The sequence below is a fragment of the Sanguibacter gelidistatuariae genome (genome assembly GCF_900096585.1).
In the GTDB taxonomy this organism is placed as follows: Bacteria; Actinomycetota; Actinomycetes; order Actinomycetales; family Cellulomonadaceae; genus Sanguibacter; species Sanguibacter gelidistatuariae.
In genome coordinates this window covers 909790-924577 of record NZ_FMYH01000001.1, presented here as the reverse complement: position 1 = coordinate 924577, position 14788 = coordinate 909790, and the positions used below count along the sequence as shown (strand labels likewise).

The 14788-nt window shown below is 70.6% G+C and carries 14 protein-coding genes; 10 read left to right on the top strand and 4 right to left on the bottom strand.

Going from position 1 to position 14788, the window contains the following annotated elements:
• Window positions 1–12: 12 nt before the first annotated feature.
• Window positions 13–2610 carry a DEAD/DEAH box helicase gene (locus tag BLQ50_RS04135; protein ID WP_093181374.1) on the top strand — a complete coding sequence of 866 codons (2598 nt, stop codon included), beginning with the start codon at window positions 13–15 and terminating at the stop codon, window positions 2608–2610.
• A gap of 54 nt (window positions 2611–2664) precedes the next feature.
• Here the strand turns inward: BLQ50_RS04135 and BLQ50_RS04130 are convergent, their stop codons facing one another.
• Complete coding sequence (locus tag BLQ50_RS04130; RefSeq protein WP_175559007.1) at window positions 2665–3753, bottom strand: matrixin family metalloprotease; 1089 nt, start codon at window positions 3751–3753, stop codon at window positions 2665–2667.
• Window positions 3754–3943: 190 nt separating this feature from the next.
• Between BLQ50_RS04130 and BLQ50_RS04125 the strand changes: the two genes are divergently transcribed.
• The 6 genes from BLQ50_RS04125 (at window position 3944) to BLQ50_RS04100 (ending at window position 9884) form a co-directional block, all read left to right on the top strand.
• Window positions 3944–4921, top strand: a complete 978-nt coding sequence (locus tag BLQ50_RS04125) for a siderophore ABC transporter substrate-binding protein (RefSeq protein ID WP_093181372.1) — start codon at window positions 3944–3946, stop codon at window positions 4919–4921.
• 95 nt (window positions 4922–5016) lie between these two features.
• On the top strand, window positions 5017–5982 hold the full coding sequence (locus tag BLQ50_RS04120) for an ABC transporter permease (RefSeq protein ID WP_093181706.1): 966 nt from the start codon (window positions 5017–5019) through the stop codon (window positions 5980–5982).
• On the top strand, window positions 5969–7057 hold the full coding sequence (locus BLQ50_RS04115; protein WP_093181371.1) for an iron chelate uptake ABC transporter family permease subunit: 1089 nt from the start codon (window positions 5969–5971) through the stop codon (window positions 7055–7057). Before BLQ50_RS04120 ends, BLQ50_RS04115 begins: the two co-directional genes overlap by 14 nt.
• Window positions 7054–7812: an iron ABC transporter ATP-binding protein gene (locus BLQ50_RS04110; protein WP_093181369.1), complete on the top strand. Its 759-nt coding sequence runs from the start codon at window positions 7054–7056 to the stop codon at window positions 7810–7812. The genes BLQ50_RS04115 and BLQ50_RS04110 overlap by 4 nt, the downstream gene beginning before the upstream one ends.
• 29 nt (window positions 7813–7841) lie before the next feature.
• Window positions 7842–8960 carry a DNA alkylation repair protein gene (locus BLQ50_RS04105; protein WP_093181367.1) on the top strand — a complete coding sequence of 373 codons (1119 nt, stop codon included), beginning with the start codon at window positions 7842–7844 and terminating at the stop codon, window positions 8958–8960.
• Window positions 8961–8999: 39 nt separating this feature from the next.
• Window positions 9000–9884, top strand: coding sequence for an oxygenase MpaB family protein (locus BLQ50_RS04100; RefSeq protein WP_245700866.1), 885 nt, complete (start codon window positions 9000–9002; stop codon window positions 9882–9884).
• On the opposite strand, the gene dapA is transcribed toward BLQ50_RS04100, so the two are convergent.
• Window positions 9859–10839: a 4-hydroxy-tetrahydrodipicolinate synthase gene (gene dapA, locus BLQ50_RS04095; RefSeq protein WP_093181366.1), complete on the bottom strand. Its 981-nt coding sequence runs from the start codon at window positions 10837–10839 to the stop codon at window positions 9859–9861. The genes BLQ50_RS04100 and dapA overlap by 26 nt on opposite strands.
• A 123-nt stretch (window positions 10840–10962) precedes the next feature.
• On the opposite strand from dapA, the gene BLQ50_RS04090 reads away from it, so the two are divergent.
• Genes BLQ50_RS04090 through BLQ50_RS04080 form a run of 3 tightly spaced genes read left to right on the top strand, consistent with a single transcriptional unit; the run spans window position 10963 to window position 12452 of the window.
• Window positions 10963–11481: a hypothetical protein gene (locus BLQ50_RS04090; RefSeq protein ID WP_093181361.1), complete on the top strand. Its 519-nt coding sequence runs from the start codon at window positions 10963–10965 to the stop codon at window positions 11479–11481.
• A complete protein-coding gene (locus BLQ50_RS04085; protein ID WP_139185724.1) occupies window positions 11478–11972 on the top strand; it encodes a hypothetical protein in 495 nt (164 codons plus the stop codon). Before BLQ50_RS04090 ends, BLQ50_RS04085 begins: the two co-directional genes overlap by 4 nt.
• A gap of 21 nt (window positions 11973–11993) precedes the next feature.
• Window positions 11994–12452 (top strand): GNAT family N-acetyltransferase, encoded by a 459-nt coding sequence (locus tag BLQ50_RS04080; RefSeq protein WP_093181359.1) that lies wholly within the window; start codon window positions 11994–11996, stop codon window positions 12450–12452.
• Window positions 12453–12565: 113 nt separating this feature from the next.
• On the opposite strand, the gene BLQ50_RS04075 is transcribed toward BLQ50_RS04080, so the two are convergent.
• Window positions 12566–13846 carry an aspartate aminotransferase type Ic gene (locus BLQ50_RS04075; protein ID WP_093181358.1) on the bottom strand — a complete coding sequence of 427 codons (1281 nt, stop codon included), beginning with the start codon at window positions 13844–13846 and terminating at the stop codon, window positions 12566–12568.
• An 83-nt stretch (window positions 13847–13929) separates the two neighbouring features.
• Window positions 13930–14667, bottom strand: a complete 738-nt coding sequence (locus BLQ50_RS04070; protein WP_093181357.1) for a sigma-70 family RNA polymerase sigma factor — start codon at window positions 14665–14667, stop codon at window positions 13930–13932.
• Window positions 14668–14788 lie beyond the last annotated feature (121 nt).

The following is a 14788-nucleotide window of genomic DNA, read 5'->3' as shown; positions in this document are numbered from 1 at the left end:
AGAATCGACCCCGTGCCCCGCGTAGATGAGCTCCTCGACGTCCTGCTAGCGGGCGGGCGTCGCTCGGACCGGCTCACGCACGTCGAGCACCTGCCAGCGCGCACCGGCACCCAGGGCGACTGGCCGGCCTGGGCCGACCCGGCCCTAGTGGCCGGGTACCGGTCGATGGGCGTCGAACGGCCGTGGCTGCACCAGGTCGAGGCCGCCGACGCCGCGTGGTCGGGCAAGCACACCGTGCTGGCCACCTCGACCGGCTCGGGCAAGTCCCTCGCCTTCTGGCTCCCCGCACTCACCGGTGTGCGCTCCGACCGCGCCGGCCAGATCTTCAACCCGGGCCGCATCGAGTCCGCCCGTGACCGCGGATCGGTCCTCTACCTGAGCCCCACCAAGGCCCTCGCGGCCGACCAGCTGAACGCCGTCAGCGGCCTGCTGCGCGCGAGCGGCGCCCGCGACGTGCAGGTCGACACGTGCGACGGCGACACGCCCTTCGCCGCCCGCAAGTGGATCCAGGACCACGCCGACGTCGTGCTCACCAACCCCGACTACCTGCACTTCTCCCTGCTCGCCAACCACGCCCGCTGGGCCCGGTTCCTGCGGTCCCTGCGCTACGTGATCGTCGACGAGGGGCACGCCTTTCGTGGGGTGTTCGGGGCGCACGTCTCCCTCGTGCTGCGCCGGCTGCAGCGCCTCGCCGTGCACTATGCCCCGGCCGGCCCGCCGGGGACAGGGCCGGGGACGGGGACAGGGCCGGGCGGGCGGCTCGGGCCGACCTTCGTCGTCGCCTCGGCGACCACCGCGGACCCGGCCGCGAGCGCGGCCCGGCTGATCGGCGTCGGCCCTGACGAGGTGGTCGCGGTGACCGAAGACTTCTCCCCGGCCGGGCGCAAGACCTTCGTGCTGTGGGAGCCGCCCGAGCTGCCGCCCGTGCCCGGGTCTGCGGGCTTCACGCGCTTGGCCGGCCGCGCCGCCGTCGCGGCGCTCACCGACGACCCGTGGTCGGTCGGGCCCGCCGGGTCCGGCGGCAGCGGCCTCGACGAGCTTGGCCTGGTGGACGACGCCGACCCGGTCGACACCGGCGGACCCGGCGGTCCCCGACCGCGCAGGTCCGCGACCGCCGAGGCCGCCGACCTGCTTGCCGACCTCACCGTGCACGGCGCACGGACTCTCGCGTTCACCCGATCGCGCCGGGGGGCGGAGTCCGTGGCGTCCACGACCGCGGACCACCTGCGCGCCGTCGACCCGGCGCTCGGTCGCGCGGTGGCCGCCTATCGCGGCGGATACCTGCCCGAGGAGCGGCGCGCGCTCGAGGGTGCCGTGCGCTCGGGGGCGATCCGCGCGCTCGCGACGACCAACGCGCTCGAGCTCGGCGTCGATATCTCCGGGCTGGATGCGGTGCTCATCATCGGCTGGCCGGGGACCCGGGTGTCGCTGTGGCAGCAAGCCGGGCGCGCGGGGCGGGCCGGGGCGGACGGGCTGGTGGCGTTCATCGCCCGCGAGGACCCGCTCGACACCTACCTCGTGCACAACCCGGCGGCAATCTTCGCCGCCCCGATCGAGGCGACCGTCTTCGACCCGACCAACCCCTACGTCCTGACCGGTCACCTGTGCGCGGCGGCGGCCGAGCTGCCGCTGCGGGTCGAGGACCTGCCGCTCTTCGGCGGCGACGGTGCGCGGGTGCTGCTCGACCAGCTCACCGAGCGCGGCACGCTGCGGCGTCGGAGCTCGGGCTGGTACTGGACCCACCACCAGCCGGCGGCCGGTTTCACGAACATCCGCGGCGACGGCGGCACCCCGGTCTCCGTCGTGGAGTCCGCGACCGGGCGACTGCTCGGCACGGTCGACGGCTCGTCCGCAGACGGCTCCGTGCACGCCGGGGCTGTGTACGTCCACCAGGGCGAGAGCTTTGTCGTGGAGAGCTACGACCTGGTCGGCTCCGTCGCGCTCGTCACGCGGAAGGACGTCGGCTACGGCACGTGGTCCCGGGACATCACGTCGATCGCGGTCATCGAGGAGAAGCAGCGCGCGGACTGGGGGGCGCCGCCGGAGGGCGAGACCCGATCGCCGGTCGAGTGGGGCCTGGGGACGGTCGAGGTGTCGTCCCAGGTGGTCAGCTTCCAGCGGCGCCGGATGCCCGCCCAAGAGATCTTGGGGACCGAGGCGCTCGACCTGCCGGTGCGCACCTTGCGCACGGCGGCGGTGTGGTGGACGGTCTCCGCGGAGGTGCTCGAGGCCGCGGGCGTCCAGGCCGACGCCGTCCCCGGCGCGCTGCACGCCGCCGAGCACGCCTCGATCGGCCTGCTCCCGCTGCTGGCCACGTGCGACCGGTGGGACCTGGGCGGGGTGTCGACCGACGTGCACATCGACACCGAGCGCGCCACGGTCTTCGTCTACGACGCTCTCGCGGGCGGTGCGGGCTTCGCCGAGCGCGGCTTCCACCTCGCAGAACAGTGGCTGCGCGCCACCCGGGAGGCGATCGCCCGCTGTGCCTGCACCGACGGCTGCCCCGGCTGCGTCCAGTCGCCCAAGTGCGGCAACGGCAACCACCCCCTCGACAAGGCCGCCGCGGTGCGGGTCCTCGACGCGTTGCTGGCGCACGCCCCAAGCTCCTGACCGAGCGCCGGACCCGGCGACGACCTGCTCACCTCCCGCTCCCCACCCGCCGGGTCAGAGGTCGGGGGCGCAGGCGGCCTGACCCAGGAGCGACAGACCCGCAAGGTCTCCCGCCTGGAAGGTGTAGGCGAAGCCGGTCGTGGGATACATGAGCTGGCTCGGGTCCTCGATGTGGTCCAGGCCGACCAGATGGCCCAGCTCGTGCCGCAGCACCGGCAGGTACGCGGGCACACCGCCGAGCCCGGGCATGCCCAACAGCTCGACGTTGAGATAGACGGTGCCGCTGACGTAGTGCGTGATACCGGACGGGCCGGTCATCGCGGAGCCGCCAGCCTGACCCACCGTGTCACCAGCCAGGCCGGGCACCGTGAGGTCGTCGGCAAAACGGATGAGCACCGGAGCCCACCGGTCCCCGTACACCGCCGGCTGATACGACTCCCGCACGGGGTTCGCCGCCTCGATGACCATGCCGTCGTCGACGAAGAGGAGCCCGGTGGCCGTACTGATCTCAACGACCGCGACGCCCACGCTCTCTTCAAAGCCGGCGGGTGCGCCGGTGAGGTCGACGACGTAGTGGACGGGCCGGCACGGCGACCAGCCGTAGGGACGCAGCGCGTCCTCGCTCGGCGACACGAAGGCGTACTCGTCGGAAACGGCCACCGGGGAAACCACGGGCAGGAGCCGGGTCGGGGACTCTTCCTGCCCAGCTGGTGGCAGCAGGCTGCCGTCTGACGCCCGCCGCGGCTGGTCCCCGAAGACGCCGCCCGGCTCGAAGAATCCGGTGGGGAGGCCCGCGAGGGGGTCTGACGTCGTGTGCCGGTTCTGCAAGGACCAGCTCCACCACACCCCGCAGAGCACCACAAGAACGGTCAGCACGGCCACCCCGCGGGGGTGACGGCTGCGGCGTCGGGCAGCACGACGCCGTCCACGCCGGGGGCGGTCCGGCACCACCGGCGACCACCCGGCGGGCATCGGATCTGCCCCGCTCCAGCTGCGCGGGGTGGAGGTCCGCCGCCCGCCTTGCTCCACCCCGCCCGACGTCCGCCACGCCGTCGGAGCGGGCGGGCGGCCGGCGACCTCGTCCTGGACCCACAGCGGCACACGCCCGGTCGGCGAGCGAGGGAAGTCGTCGGGAGCGGTCACAGAGATCGTATCGGCACGAACCCGCCAAGACCTGAGCGCACACCGCGAAACGACTGTGACGCTCACCACGATCATGACGAATATGGCCAGCCTAAGGAAGGCATGCCTTACGTTAGTTAGGCCACCCTCTGCTTCCGCATTTCACAGCGGACGCTCATCTCATTCACAGGCAACGGAGACCCCAGACACCATGGCCCTGCATCTCTCGAAGACCGTCGTCGGGGCGGCCTCCGTCCTGGTCGGAGCCCTTTTCCTGACCGGCTGCGGCGCCGGTGCCGCCGAGACGAGCGACCCCACGTCGTCCGCTGGCGCACCGTCCTCCGTGTCGATCGAATCCAACCTTGGGACCGTCGAGGTCCCGGTCAACCCGGCCCGCGTCGTCGCCCTCGACAACACCTCCTTCGAGACCCTGCGCGACTGGGGCATCACGCCCGTCGCCGTGCCCAAGGGCCTGCTACCCGGCACCGGCTTCGAAGACTGGATCGCCGACGAGTCCATCCTGGACATCGGCACCCACCGCGAGCCGAACCTCGAGCTCGTCTCCGAGGCCGACCCCGACCTGATCCTCGGCGGGTACCGCTTCACCGAGGTGCAGGAGGACCTCGAGTCGATCGCGCAGACCATCGACATCGCCGGGTCCGACGAGGCCGCCGGCGGCTACGTCGCCTCCCTCCAGGCGCAGACGACCACCCTCGGCGAGATCTTCCAGAAGCAGGACGAGGCCGCCGCGCTCGTCGCCGACCTCGACGCCGCCTCGACCGACGCCGCAGCGGCCACCAACGGCGAGACCGTCTTCCTCTCGGTCGTCAACGGCGGCAAGATCGACAACGGCGCCGAGCGCATCGGACGCATCCTCGAGCCGCTCACCCTCACCGACATCTTCGCCGGCAAGGACGGCGACATCCACGGCGACTCCGGCCTCGCACCGGAGACCATCGCGCAGGCCAACCCGGACTGGATGATCGTGCTCGACCGCGACGCCGGCGCCAAGACCGAGGGCGCGCAGCCCGCCAAGGCCATCATCGACGCGACCGAAGCCTTCGCCGAGACCACCTTCGCCAAGAACGACCAGATCATCTACCTGGACCCGCAGTTCTACACCCGCGAAGGCATCCAGGCCTACATCCAGGCCTACGAGCAGGTCACCGCGGCCTTCACGGCCAAGTAGCACCACCTGCCCCGCGCCTCGGCGGGCCGCCCGGCCCCCTCGCGGGCCGGTGGCCCGCCGTCGTGCACCCCGCCTCCTCCCCCAAGGCCTTCTCCATGTCTCGCAGAATCCTGCTGCCGCTCGTCGCCGTGGCGGTGGCCGCCCTGATCGTCGCGTCGCTGCTGGTCGGCGGATACGACATCACCGTGTCGAACCTCTTCACCGACCCCGCGGCCCGGAACATGTTCGTCATCTCCCGGGTCCCGCGCACCCTCGCACTGATCTTCGCGGCGGTCGCGATGAGCTTCTCGGGGGTCATCATGCAGATGATCACCCAGAACAAGTTCGTCGAGCCGACGACGGCGGGCACCAGCCAGTGGGCCGGGCTAGGCGTGCTCACCTGCCTGATCCTCGCCCCGGCCGCCCCACCCCTCGTGAAGATGGTCGTGGCCAGCGGATTCGCCTTCGCCGGGACCATGGTGTTCCTCGGGGTGCTGCGCCGGATCACCGTGCGCTCCTCGATCATCGTCCCGCTCGTGGGGATCATGCTCGGCGCGGTGGTCGGCGCGGTCACGACCTTCCTCGCGGGAACCTTCGACCTGCTGCAGTCGATGTCGGCGTGGCGCTCGGGCGGCTTCAGCGGCATCGTCCGCGGCTTCTACGAACCCCTGTGGGCGGTCCTGGTGATCGCGGTCCTCGCCGTCGTCATGGCGGACCGCTTCACCGCCGCCGGCCTCGGCAAGGACCTCGCGACCAACATCGGCATCCGCTACGAACGAGTCGTCTTCGCCGGCGTGACCATGGTCGCTCTGGCCACCGGGATCACGAGCGTCGTGGTCGGCTTCATCCCGTTCCTCGGCCTCGTCGTCCCCAACCTCGTCTCCATGCTCCTGGGCGATGACCTGCGCAAGAACCTCCCCTGGGTCGCGGTTATCGGCACCGGCCTGCTGCTGGCGTGCGACCTCGTCGGACGCACGGTCGTGGCCCCCATGGAGATCCCGGCCTCCGTCATCCTCGGCGCCGTCGGCGCCGTCGTCTTCATCGCCCTGGTCCTGAGGCAGCGTCGTCATGTCAGTGCTTAGCACCCCCACGTCCGCCCCGTCCGCGACCGGGCTGCCCGACGCCGAACCGGGGCTACGCCGTCGGCTCGCCGCGCGCGCGGCTCGCCTGCCCCGCCTCCCCCGCCTCCCGGCGCGCGTCACCGCGCGGCTCACACCGGCCGCGCGGCTGTGGATCGTCGGCGCGCTCACCGCGATCGCGATCGCGTGCTTCCTGCTGCTGTTCATCAGGGGGTCCTTCGACTTCACCTTCCCCCGGCGCCTGACGATGGTCGGGGCGATGGTCATCGCCGCGTTCACGCAGGGGGTGGGCACCGTCGTCTTCCATACGGTGACGGGCAACCGGATCCTCACACCGTCGATCATCGGCTTCGACTCGATGTACACGCTCATGCAGACCCTCATAGTCTTCGTGTTCGGCGGGACGGTCATCGCGAGCACCGAGGGTCTGCCCAAGCTCGTGGCCCAGACGGCTCTCATGGTCCTGTTCGCCACGCTGCTGTACCGGTGGTTGTTCTCGGGGAGGTTCGGCAGCCTGTTCCTCATGCTGCTCGTCGGCGTGGTGATCGGGATGGCCTTCGACTCCCTCTCCACCTTCCTGCAGCGCCTGCTCTCCCCGACCGAGTACGACCTGCTCTCGGTCAAGCTCTTCGGCCGCCTCAGCGCGGTCAAGGACGACTACCTGCCGCTGGCCTTCGCCGTCTGCGCGGTGATCGCCGTCGTCGTCTGGCTGCGCCGGATGAGGCTCGACGCACTGCTGCTCGGGCGCGACGCCGCGACCGCGATCGGCGTCGACCACAAGCGCGAGCTGACCGTGATGCTCGTGCTGGTGGCCACGATGATCGCGTTCTCGACCGCGCTCGTGGGGCCGATGACCTTCTACGGCTTCATCGTCGCCACCCTCGCCTACCAGCTGGCCGGGACGTACAAGCACGCCTACGTCCTGCCGATGGCGTTCCTGCTCGGCCTGTTCACGCTCGCGGCCGGGCAGTTCCTCATGCAGCACGTCTTCTACGCCGCGGGCTTCCTCACCGTCATCATCGAGTTCGTCGGCGGCCTGCTCTTCCTCCTCTTGATCCTGCGAAAGGGCACCCTGTGATCGAGTTCGCCGACGTCTCCAAGAGCTACCAGGGCACGGTCGTCCTCGGCCCGGTCAGCGGCGTCATCGAGGACGGCGGCATCACCGCGGTCGTCGGGCCCAACGGCGCGGGCAAGTCGACCCTGCTGACCATCATCGGCCGTCTCCTCGACCCGACGTCGGGAACCGTGACCGTCGGCGGCATGGACGTGCGCACCTCGAAGTCGCGCGATCTGGCCAAGCACCTGTCGATCCTGCGCCAGGAGAACCACATGACCGCGCGGCTGACCGTCCGTGAGCTCGTGGGCTTCGGGCGGTTCCCGCACTCCCAGGGTCGGCTCACCCCGCAGTGCCGGGAGAAGGTCGAGGGCGCCATCAGCTTCCTCAACCTCGCCGACCTGGCCGACCGCTTCCTCGACCAGCTCTCCGGCGGCCAGCGCCAGCGGGCCTTCGTCGCGATGGTCCTGGCGCAGGACACCCGGTACGTGCTGCTCGACGAGCCGCTCAACAACCTCGACGTCAAGCACTCGGTCCTCATGATGCGTCAGCTGCGCCGTGCGGCGGACGAGCTCGGCAAGACAGTCGTCCTCGTCATCCACGACATCAACTTCGCCGCGGCCTACTCCGACCGCATCATCGCCCTGCGCGACGGCCAGGTCGTCACGTCCGGGACCGTGGCGGAGATGATGGACGACGCCGTGCTCACCGACGTCTTCGACACCCCCGTCGAGGTGCATCACATCAACGGCCGCCCGACCGCCGTCTACGCCGCCTGACCCTGCGTCATCTGCTGGAAGATGGACCCATGCCTACCGCCGACGAGCTGCTCGGGACCGACGTCGCCGAGCTCCTGCACCGGGTCATCGCGACCGCAGCCCCGGGCGAGCCCCTGCTCGAGCTGGCCCGCGCCGCCGGCCTCCTGCCCGGTCTCACGCTGCGTGAACGCACCGATCTCCTCTCCGCCGCGCTCCTGGGCGACCTGCCCGGGTCCTTCGCAACCTTGGACACGACCCTCCGGCGCACTCTGGCGGACCCACGGCTCTCCGGTTGGATGGTCTGGCCCGTCACCGAGGCAGTCGCCACCCGCGCACTGGCCGACGCCGACCCAGTGGCCTTCGACGACGCCCTCGCCCTGCTCGCCGACCTCACCGGCCGCCTGACGGCCGAGTTCGCCATCCGCCCGCTGCTCGCCCACGATCTCCCCCGTGCCCTGGCGACCATCCGCACCTGGACGGACCATCCCGACGAGCACGTGCGTCGGCTCGCGAGCGAAGGCACCCGCCGGTTCCTGCCCTGGGGCACCCGGGTGCCGGCTCTGATGGCCGACCCGCACGCCACCCTGACGATCCTCGACGCCCTCTACCGGGACGAGAGCGACTACGTGCGCCGCTCGGTCGCCAACCACCTCAACGACCTCAGCCGGCACGACCCGGCGGTTGTCGTCGAGGTCGCGCGGCGCTGGCTGGCCGCGCCCGACGCCTCGACCGAGCGCCTGGTCCGTCACGCCCTGCGCACCCTCGTCAAGGCGGGGAACCCCGGCGCGCTCGAGCTCCTCGGCTTCGCTCCGGCACCCGGCGCCGTCGTGGACGGCCCCGCCCTCGCGGCGACGGTCGTCCAGGTCGGCGAGGTCCTCGCCTTCACCGCGACGGTGCGCAACACCGGGTCCGAGCCGGCCCGGTTGGTGATCGACTACGTCGTCCATCACCGCAAGGCGAACGGCACCCAGACGGCCAAGGTCTTCAAGATCACGACGACGACCCTGCAGCCCGGCGAGCATCTCGCAGTCGACCGGCGCCACTCGTTCAAGGTGATCTCCACCCGCCGCTACCACCCCGGCGAGCACGCGATCGAGCTCCAGGTGAACGGCGTCGCGAGCGGACGAGCATCCTTTGTGCTGCTCGCCCAGCAGACACCCTCCGCCTGACCCTGGTCGCGGCGCGCACCACGGGAGGAGACTGGGACGGTGACGACCTCCCTGCGTGCCCGGCTCAGCGACGGCCTGTTCGCCATGGTCGCCGGCCCCGACGGACCTGCGGCGCGCGAACGCATCCACACCGCTCCCGGGCCGCGATGGTTCCCCACCGACAGCCCCATCCAGCGCGTGCACGGGAACACCTCGATGTACATCGGCGGCATCCGTGCCCTGCTGCTGCAGTCCCTGCATCCCCTCGCGATGGCCGCGGTCGACGACTTCTCCGACTTCCGCCACGACGTGTGGGGGCGCCTGGCCCGCACGAGCACCTTCCTCGCGGAGACGACCTTCGCGTCGGCCGACGACGCTGAGCGCGCCGTCGCGGTCGTTCGCGCCGTGCACCGGCACATCAAGGGCACCGCGCCGGACGGGCGCCCCTACCGCGCGGACGACCCGCACCTGCTCACCTGGGTCCACGTCGCCGAGGTCGACAGCTTCCTCACCGCGCACCAGCTCTTCGGTTCTGCCCCGCTGACCGCCGACGAGTGCGACATGTACGTCGCGCAGGCGGCCGTGGTCGCCGTGAAGCTCGGCGCGAGCGACGTCCCGACCACCCGGGCGGAGCTGCGCGCCCGACTGCAGGAATTCCGGGGCGAGCTCGCCAGCACCCCGGCCGCGCTCGACGTCGCGCGCTTCCTCATCGCCGATGCGCCGGTTCCGCGCAGGGCACGGGTCCCCTACGCACTTCTCGCGCGGTCTGCGGTGGCCACTCTGCCCCGCTGGGCGCGGGACCCGCTGCACCTGCCCGACCGGCCGATCGTGGACCGCACGCTCTGGCGGGCCGCCGGGCATCTCAGCACCCGCGGCCTGCGGTGGCTCAGCTCCGCCCAGCCGGCGCCGGGCGCTCCGGCTAAGCCCGAGGTCCGCGACCACTAGCCGCCAGAGCGCCGCCGGTCGCGGCCGCGAGGTCGAGCCGGATCCCCGCGGTCTTCGCGCCGTGAAGGGACCGGACGCGGTCCAGCTCCCGGTGGATGCCTTCGGCAGCGGCGTGGTCGGGTCCCACCAGGGGCAGTCGGACCCGTGGGCTGTCGATCCGCCCGAGAGCATGGAGCACCAGCTTGGTGGCGACCGCAGGTGGTGCGAAGTCATTGAGGGCACGTACGAGCGGCTCGATCCTGCGGTGTATGGCGGTCGCTGACCGTAGCTCACCCGCCGCGACTGCGTCGAGAAGCTGCCGATACGCCACCGGTGCGACATTCGCGGCGACACTCACGATGCCTGCGCCATCGATGGCCAGGGTGGGCAGCGCTGCGGCGTCCGAGCCTGCGAAGTAGAGCAGGTCGCTTGCCTCGATGAGGTACGCGGCGCGCGCGAGGTCGCATGCGGCGTCCTTCACGGCGCAGATCGCTGGGTGCTCTGCCGCCCGGAGGAGCGTCGAGAGGTCGAAACCGACGCCCGTGCGAGCCGGGACGTCGTAGAGCATGACCGGCCGGTCCGCCGCGTCGGCGATGGCGCGCACGTGCGCGAGGATCCCCTCTTGGCTCGGGCGGATGTACGCGGGGGCGGCCACCATGATGGCGTCGGCGCCCGCTGCCGCGCTTACCCGGTACTGCTCGATCGCGTGGGCGGTGTCGCTCGCTCCCCCGCCGAACACGACCGTCGCCCGGTTCCCCACGACCTCGCTCGTGACCTTCACGAGCCTGATCTTCTCCTGGTCGGAGAGCGTGGACGACTCCCCGGTCGTCCCCGCGACCACGATCCCCTCGACACCACCGTGGACCACTTCGTCGATGTGGCATTCCAGGTCGGTCCATGCGATGTCGCCGTCGGGAGTGAAGGGCGTGACAAGGGCGACGAGAAGCTGACCGAATGGGTTCTCATGAAGAGGCATGCCTCCACGCTACGAGAGCCGATCGTCCGTGGCTGTCGTGAAACCGTCAAGATCGCACGGCGTGATATCTGAGTTCCATCAACGCCCGTCGCGCGTGGAACAGCACCCGTGTAGACCAAAACCATGACCCTCACCTCGATCATCCCCACACTCCGCGCAAGCATCCCCGATCCGCTCACGACGGACCGCTGGCCGGTCGCCACCCGGCCGACCATCGACGACGTCCTCGTCGGCGGGATCTCGCTGCGTCACCTGGTCGCGCTGTGCGGCACACCGTGTGTGCACGTCGCGGACGCCGTCCGCCCGGGCGCCCGCGGCGTCCCCGCACCCGGTACGGTCACGACCGTCCTCGTCACGACCGTGACGTCCGCGCGCATCGTCGAAGGAGGTCGCATCGAGCTGATGACCGACGCCGACCTGGACCACGCCCTGTGGTCGGAGGCCCGGCTCATCGGCCGCACGTCGACTGCACGCGCGGTCCCCGCGATCGTGACGGGACGCACGGACGCCAACCATCTCCAGATCCCGGCCGACATCCATACCGGCGACCTGCTAGCGGTCCCCTACCCAGGATCCCTGTCCTTGAAGGACGTTCAGATGCGCCACGGTGTGTCACCGATCATGGCAGAGGTCTTCGCATGACTCTCCTGCATACGATGCTCTCGAGCCGCCTCGCCGGCCAACGCACCGTCGAGGTCCGCTCGTGGCCGGCCGGCACGGTGCTCACCTCCTGCGACGTGCACGTCGCAGGCGTGTCCATGGCGGATCTCGCTCGTGCCTCGGACACGCCCATGATCCACATCACCAGCAACGACGCCGCGCACTCCGGCGCGCAGGGGCAGCCCCGTCGGCTCACCATCGTCGTGGTCCGGGTCGACGCCGCGATCCCCTCCCTGTATCACCAGTCCCGCGAGGTGTGGGTGGACGCCGAGCTGGAGGGTTGCCTGCCCGTCCTGTCCGCGGTGCGCCTGCTCGGGCGGCACAGCTCGGCGCACGTGCGCCGCTACCGCATGCGTCCGGACCGCTCTGGCAACCTGTCCCACCGGGTCCATCTCCCGGACGACCTGCACCGCGGCGACCTTCTCGCAATCCCGTGCCTCGCGCCTTTCGCGCTCGAGGACATCCAACGCTGAGCGCGACGGTACGGTTCCCAGATGACTACCTCGACCGTCGTCGTCCGCCCGGCAGCTCTGGACGACCTCGCTGGCGTGTGGCCACTGGCCAGGGACTTCGCCACGTCCTTCACGGTCCTGAGGCCGGAGTTCACCGCGACCTTCGAGGCACTCGTCGGCGAGCAGCGCGCACCCGACGGGCGCGCGCTGTCACTGCTCCTCGTCGCCGTCGATCCCGCATCCGCGGCTGTAGTCGGCTATCTCCTGAGCCACACGCACCGCTCGTTCCTGGCGAACGGTCCGCTGGCGTGGATCGAAGAGGTGATGGTCTCCGCGGAGCACCGACGGTACGGCGTCGGAGGAATGCTGATGGACGCGGCGGAACGGTGGGCACGCGAGAGCGGGGCGGCCTACATCTCGCTGGCCAGCCGCCGTGCGGGTCCCTTCTACCTGGCGCTGGGCTACGAAGACTCCGCAACCTTCTTCAAGAAGACCCTGTGAGCCCGCTCCGCTGAGTGCGGTCGAACGGCTGCCCAAACCGGACACAAGGCAGCCGTTCGACCGCACTCAGCGGAACCCGGGCTCGGCGGAACCTGGGCTCGGCGGAAGTGAGGCTAGAGCCGGGCCTCGACGGCTGCGAGGAGGACGCACGTGGCGACGCCGTCCATCGACGCAGCGACGTCCTCGATGGACGGGAAGCTCGGCGCCAACCGGATGTTCGTGTTGAGCGGGTCGTTGCCGTAGGGGTAGGCGGACCCGGCGCCGGTCAGCGCGATGCCCGCTTCCTTAGCCAGCTCCACGACACGCTTGGCTGTGCCGGGCACGACGTCGAGGCTGATGAAGTAGCCGCCCTCGGGTCGGGTCCAGGTGGCCACGCCCGCGCCGGCGAGGCGCTCGTCGAGGATGGACAGCACGAGGTCGAACTTGGGGGCCAGGATGGCGCGGTGCTTGGCCATGTGCGCGCGGACGCCGTCGGCGTCGGAGAAGAAACGCAGGTGACGGAGCTGGTTGACCTTGTCCGGGCCGATGCTCTTCTTCGAGTAGTGGGTCGTGTACCAGGCGATGTTCTCCGCGGAGGCACCGAAGAAGCTCACGCCGGCGCCCGCGAAGGTGATCTTCGAGGTCGATGCCAAGATGAGCGGACGGTTCGGGTGACCGGCCTCGGCCGCGAAGCCGAGGATGTCCAGGGCCGGCGCACCGTTCTCGACGAGGGTGTGCACGGCGTAGGCGTTGTCCCAGAAGATGCGGAAGTCGGGGGCCGCGGTCTCCATCTCGACGAGCGCGCGGGTGACCTCCTCGGAGTACACCGCACCCGAGGGGTTCGCGTAGGTCGGGACGGTCCAGATGCCCTTGATGGCGGGGTCTGCGGCGACGAGCGCACGCACGACGTCCATGTCCGGGCCGTCGTGGCCCAGCGGCACCGGGATCATCTCGATGCCGAAGGACTCGGTGATCGCGAAGTGCCGGTCGTAGCCGGGGGTCGGCGCGAGGAACTTCACGACCGGTTCCTTGGACCAGGGGCGCTCGGAGTCGGGCGTGCCGTGCAGCAGCGCGAAGACGATGAGGTCGTGCATGATCTCCAGGCTCGCGTTGTTGCCCGCGAGGAGCTGGGCGACCGGGACGTTGAGCAGCTCGGCGAAGATCGCCCGGAGCCCGGGGAGGCCGGCGGTGCCGCCGTAGTTGCGGGTGTCTGTCCCGGCGTCGGTGAAGTCGCCGTCACCGGGGAGGCCGAGCAGCGCGTTCGACAGATCCAGCTGAGCCGGCGCGGGCTTGCCGCGCGTGAGGTCGAGGGACAGCCCCCGGGTCTTGAGCTCGGTGTACTTCGCTGACAACTTCTCGTGCTCGACGACGATCTCGGCGGGGCTGAGCGTCTCGATCGCGACCTGGGAAGACATCCGTGGCAACCTCTCACCGGCCGTGGCGCCGGACATGTGCAGACGTGCGGAGGGTGGGACCTGTTCGGTCCCACCAACCGATCCTAGAGGTCTGCCGCACTCCCGGTGAGCCCGTTCACGATGAACAGCGGCAGGAAGGCATGGCGCAGCACGTCGGGGAAGGTCTCCAAAGAGGCGAGGAACTCCGCGCAGACCTCGCAATCGGTGAGGTGCCGGTCGAAGCGGTCGGCAGAGATCTGCCCCAGTTCCCCGCGGACGCGCGCATCGGTGCGCTGCACGAGCCAGGCGCAGGTATCGGAGATGGTCGGGTCGCAGATGAGCTCGACGAGCCACTCGGCCCGCAGGTGGTCGATCGACTGGATGAGCAGAGGGGTCAGGTCCTCGACCTTCTCGCCCGTGAGCGTCGCGACCTCCAACGTCTCCAACTCCTCCACGACGGAGTACCACAGCACGGTCTGCACCCGCACGGGCAGGCGGCGGAACGCCCGCAGGACGTTCGTCAGCGGCAGTGCGGCTCGCTCCCGGACGCCGAACTCCTCCTGCAGCATGTGGAACAAGTAGGGACGGAACGGTCCGAGAGGGTCGAGGTTGATCGTGATCTGCCCGAGCACGCGGGAGAAGGCGCGGTTGACGACGGACTCCACCTCGCCGTCGTCCACGTCGGCGGTCGACGCGACCGCGCGAGCCGACTCGACATGCCGGTCCCACAGCTCAAGATAAGCGTCGAGATTGCCGTCGCGGACCTGCTCGACGAGGTAGGAGTCGGAGATCACGACCTCCGCCGGCGACTGTTGCGTCGAGCCGACACCAGCACGTTCCATGGCATCTACCTTCGTTCGGCTTCTCAGTTCAGGTGCAGGCACCTTGGCGCTCCATCCGCTCTTGTCATGACTTCTGCGTCGCCTCTACAGCGGCACCTTCAGTGCTTCCACTGATGAAGAC

Excerpts from the sequence above, each read along its gene's own strand:
- BLQ50_RS04125 (WP_093181372.1), top strand. The coding sequence starts at position 3,944 with ATGGCCCTGCATCTCTCGAAGACCGTCGTCGGGGCGGCCTCCGTCCTG.
- BLQ50_RS04120 (WP_093181706.1), top strand. The coding sequence starts at position 5,017 with ATGTCTCGCAGAATCCTGCTGCCGCTCGTCGCCGTGGCGGTGGCCGCC.
- BLQ50_RS04115 (WP_093181371.1), top strand. The coding sequence starts at position 5,969 with ATGTCAGTGCTTAGCACCCCCACGTCCGCCCCGTCCGCGACCGGGCTG.
- BLQ50_RS04105 (WP_093181367.1), top strand. The coding sequence starts at position 7,842 with ATGCCTACCGCCGACGAGCTGCTCGGGACCGACGTCGCCGAGCTCCTG.
- dapA (WP_093181366.1), bottom strand. The coding sequence starts at position 10,839 with ATGCCTCTTCATGAGAACCCATTCGGTCAGCTTCTCGTCGCCCTTGTC.
- BLQ50_RS04090 (WP_093181361.1), top strand. The coding sequence starts at position 10,963 with ATGACCCTCACCTCGATCATCCCCACACTCCGCGCAAGCATCCCCGAT.
- BLQ50_RS04085 (WP_139185724.1), top strand. The coding sequence starts at position 11,478 with ATGACTCTCCTGCATACGATGCTCTCGAGCCGCCTCGCCGGCCAACGC.
- BLQ50_RS04080 (WP_093181359.1), top strand. The coding sequence starts at position 11,994 with ATGACTACCTCGACCGTCGTCGTCCGCCCGGCAGCTCTGGACGACCTC.
- BLQ50_RS04075 (WP_093181358.1), bottom strand. The coding sequence starts at position 13,846 with ATGTCTTCCCAGGTCGCGATCGAGACGCTCAGCCCCGCCGAGATCGTC.
- BLQ50_RS04070 (WP_093181357.1), bottom strand. The coding sequence starts at position 14,667 with ATGGAACGTGCTGGTGTCGGCTCGACGCAACAGTCGCCGGCGGAGGTC.